Consider the following 3,736-nt stretch of genomic DNA (forward strand, 5'->3'; position numbering starts at 1 on the left):
TAAAAAAAGCAAATCAAAAATATCCATGTTGATTTTTATATTTCACCTTATATTAAAAATGGAAGGTGAGGTTTGATGCTTAAAACCTGACCTTCCATTGTATTATCTTTAATCTATGCATTAGCTGAAAATGAAATATTTTGAGTTTGTTTGCCAGTCTGAACCAGTATTATAGATAATATAACTAGTGCAAAACCTGCTATTTGAGGTAATTCTATCGCCTGACCAAATGCAAAATACCCTGCTATGGTAGCTATAACAGGTTCTAATGTAGCTATTATGGATGCATTGCTTGCAGGTATATATTTAAGTGCATATGTATATGAAGCATTGGGGATTATGGTACATATTATACTCAAGGCCAGCACTATCGGCATTATTCCTGTATGTACTACAGTTTTTATCAAAAACGATGGTGGTCTTAAAAACCACATGAACAACATACCGAATAGGTGCGAATATACCAGCAGTGTCAAGGTACTATGCTTTTTTGAACCTAGTTTCCCAAAGATACTGAACATTGCATAGGTTATGCCGGATAAGATGCCCACTATTATTCCCATGGTATTGGCCTTTAAAGAATTTACATCATATCCTTTGACTACCAAAAAACACCCTACCAGTGTTAATACAAGACTGATTATCTTTGTCCAATCCATCGGTTCTTTAAATATAAAGTACGATAGCACATTTACAAATGCAGGTGCTGTATATAGGAGTATCGCAGCTGTTGCTATCGATGTGAGGTTGATAGCAGTAGTATACATTGTATACATGCCTGCAACACCTATTAATCCGTATAATATAAAAAAAGGGAAATCTTTTATCTCTAATTTTAGACTATCTCTTTCAAAAATAAGGGCAAATAAAAAAAATAACAAAAAACTTATTGTTGCCCTGTATGTACCCACTGATATAGGGTCTATCCCCTTACTAAACAATAATTCACTGATTATTCCAAACATACCCCATGTTACTGCCGCTATTACAACCATTATATATCTGCCGCTTGAATTACTAGCCATTGTCAAATTCTCCTGTTCATTTGGTTTCAGCATATTTTTATTTAACAAAATCATAGAATAACTTAGTTTAGTTCATCAATAATCGAAAGGATTTCCTTTACAAGTATCCCACCCGCCTCTGGCACCAAACAACTGGACTCGCAAAATGTAGGTTCATATCCGCCATTTTTAAATGCCTCTTTTGTAGGTATATAGCCTATGCTTTGATTGGTAAATCCAAATACCATTGTATTTCTATAGGGGGATTTTTCTTTTATTTCAAGTCCATATTCTACGAATAATTCTCCCAAAGGATTTCTTGGAAAACCCATGGACTGCCATAGTACTGAAAAGACAGACTAATATGTTGCAAGAAATGACTCCTTGATATCAGAAAAAGTTCTCATGTGGATTTTCCTTTCCCAAAAAGTGACCTTTTCTTATATTCGACAAAAAATGATTAAATCCTTCACGTATTGACAAACTTTATATGTTCATCAACTTTATAATTAAAAAAATAGAGGATCATGATATATGATCCTCTACTGTTATGGTGCATTTAGCTTTATCGCATTGGGATAAATCCAATGTATATTTATATCCTAAAGGTTCCAGTATATTTCCGTAACAATCACAATGACGGCAGTAGTCGTGATAAGGCTCTATGTGCCTATACTGCAACAGCCTACCTTTTGATGGACAATGGTGCATCAAAATTTTAAATTTGCCTGCCTGTTCATCAAGTTCCATTGTAAAATTCGCAGCTTCCTCATTTAAAGTATGGTTCCAATATATCCAGCATCCCCTGATCCCATTTTGCTCTACGGCTTTTTTCAGTCTGGTATTTTCCCCAAAAGAATGAGCCCAATAATCCTCTACAGCCTTTTTCCCGCCCTTTGATTCTAGAAATTTAAACAACTGGCTATAAGCCGGTATGAATTCTGTGCAAGAAATCACATCATCAGCCTCCCCGTATACCGCTTTTAAATATTTTCAATATTCATCATCATAAATAACATCATCTACATCCAAAATTGCATTCTGGTAACTCAGCAGCTCCCTCAATTCAACTATATCCAAATCCATTACATGGCTATTTCTTTTAGCTGCCAGCGCGGCTGCAGCACCTGCCGCTTGTCCTGTAGCCATAGCAGTGCTCATAATTCTCACAGTTCCATGGGCTTCATGGTCAGTGGATATACATCTCCCTGCCATAATTACATTCTTTGCACCCTTTGGAATCAAGGCTCTATAAGGAACTCCGTATGAACCCCTGTCCTTCAAAAATTGAAACTGCGTTTTTCCTCCATGGGGATCATGTATATCGACGGGATAACATCCCCTTGCTATGTTATCATCAAACCCTCTACATCCTAAAACATCTCCTACCGTCATCACATATTCACCTATGATATTCCTGGACTCCCTTATCCCTATCTGTGGCGATGTTGAAATTAAATATGATCTTTCAAACCCTGGTACATTTCTTCTCATAGCTTGGGCTATGGAGAAGACATTTTCCCTTTCACAGGTTTCCCCCTTTGTTAAATCCGTGGCTTCAGTACCATCTATCCCTACCGTTCTTGTAATATTTAAGGATACCTCCCCTTCTCTATAAGAAACTGCGGTAAATGTTAAACAAGACTCATCCTCCCACGGCTGCATATGCCCGGCAATATGTACATAACCTTCTTCTCCTTCCAACTTCTCCCCTTTTACGATTCTAGTATACCATTCACCCCACCCTAAAATCCTATCTCTATTTTTTAAAGCCTCTACCATAAAATTCGTATCTACCCTACCCATGTTAAAGATATCCGATACATTCTGCATGCTGCCCTGCTCATCGCCTTTTCTATAATCAAACCCGGCCTGATATGCAATATCAGCATCACCAGTAGCATCAACATATATCTTTGCCTTTATATTCTGCTTTCCACTTTTATTTACAATCTCTATACATTCAATCTCTCCATGGCTAATCTTTACATCAGAAAAATATGAATGTAAAAGCAGATCCACTCCAGAATCAAGGACCATCTTCATGGCAGTATATTTATAAACTTCGGGATCGTACGGGGTCAAAGCAAATTCATAATCTGAGTGCTCACCACTCTCTTTCCATTTGCCACCTCTTACATGACCCGGACAACCCCCAAAGGCTACCATTTTATTGACCAGCTCATTAGGTATTCCATCCACTACCCGGGTACCATCACCTGCTATAAAAGCTAAAAAAGGAATACCAAAGCTTGCTACTCCTCCTAAAAAACCATACTTTTCTACCAGTACAGTTTTTGCACCGGCCCTAGATGCTGCAATAGCTGCTATCACTCCTGAAGTACCTCCTCCTACTACCACAACATCACATTCAATCTCACTCATGTTAACCACCCTTGTTTTTATAATACTTTAATATTAATCTGTTTCTTTTAACTTTATTTCTACATAGATAGCTTAATTCCTTCAAATCTGAATAAAAAAACCTCCCTTGAAATTCAAGGGAGGTTTTTTTATTCAGATTAATCATACAGCAATTGAGCTATATCTTCATCTTCCATATTTTCGCTTGTATAGAATTTTGCTCCTGTATCAACTATCTCATCAAGTTCTTCACCGTTTATCGCTTTGTAAGCAAGTTCTACTGCCTTATAACCTATAGCATATGGATCCTGTGTAACAGAACCGTAAAAATATTGATTTTTAACAGCGTTCTTTTGTGTACTCCCAGC

The 3,736-nt window shown here is 37.0% G+C and carries 5 protein-coding genes; all 5 read right to left on the reverse strand.

Annotated elements, in window-relative coordinates; genetic code table 11:
* Nucleotides 1-113: 113 nt before the first annotated feature.
* Nucleotides 114-1,025, reverse strand: coding sequence for an EamA family transporter (locus PHP06_10320; GenBank protein ID MDD3840935.1), 912 nt, complete (start codon nucleotides 1,023-1,025; stop codon nucleotides 114-116).
* A gap of 62 nt (nucleotides 1,026-1,087) precedes the next feature.
* Nucleotides 1,088-1,336, reverse strand: coding sequence for a hypothetical protein (locus PHP06_10325; protein ID MDD3840936.1), 249 nt, complete (start codon nucleotides 1,334-1,336; stop codon nucleotides 1,088-1,090).
* Between the two features lie 193 nt (nucleotides 1,337-1,529).
* Nucleotides 1,530-1,961, reverse strand: a complete 432-nt coding sequence (locus PHP06_10330) for a hypothetical protein (protein MDD3840937.1) — start codon at nucleotides 1,959-1,961, stop codon at nucleotides 1,530-1,532.
* Nucleotides 1,962-1,997: 36 nt separating this feature from the next.
* Nucleotides 1,998-3,389, reverse strand: a complete 1,392-nt coding sequence (locus tag PHP06_10335) for an FAD-dependent oxidoreductase (protein MDD3840938.1) — start codon at nucleotides 3,387-3,389, stop codon at nucleotides 1,998-2,000.
* A 137-nt stretch (nucleotides 3,390-3,526) separates the two neighbouring features.
* Nucleotides 3,527-3,736: LacI family transcriptional regulator (locus PHP06_10340; protein ID MDD3840939.1), on the reverse strand; the 210-nt coding region annotated here is incomplete at its 5' end.

The organism is Clostridia bacterium (genome assembly GCA_028698525.1).
Taxonomy (GTDB): Bacteria; Bacillota; Clostridia; order JAQVDB01; family JAQVDB01; genus JAQVDB01.

Bases quoted from the DNA above. Each gene is read 5' to 3' on its own strand.
- PHP06_10320 (MDD3840935.1), bottom strand. From the start codon at position 1,025: ATGGCTAGTAATTCAAGCGGCAGATATATAATGGTTGTAATAGCGGCA.
- PHP06_10325 (MDD3840936.1), bottom strand. From the start codon at position 1,336: ATGGGTTTTCCAAGAAATCCTTTGGGAGAATTATTCGTAGAATATGGA.
- PHP06_10335 (MDD3840938.1), bottom strand. From the start codon at position 3,389: ATGAGTGAGATTGAATGTGATGTTGTGGTAGTAGGAGGAGGTACTTCA.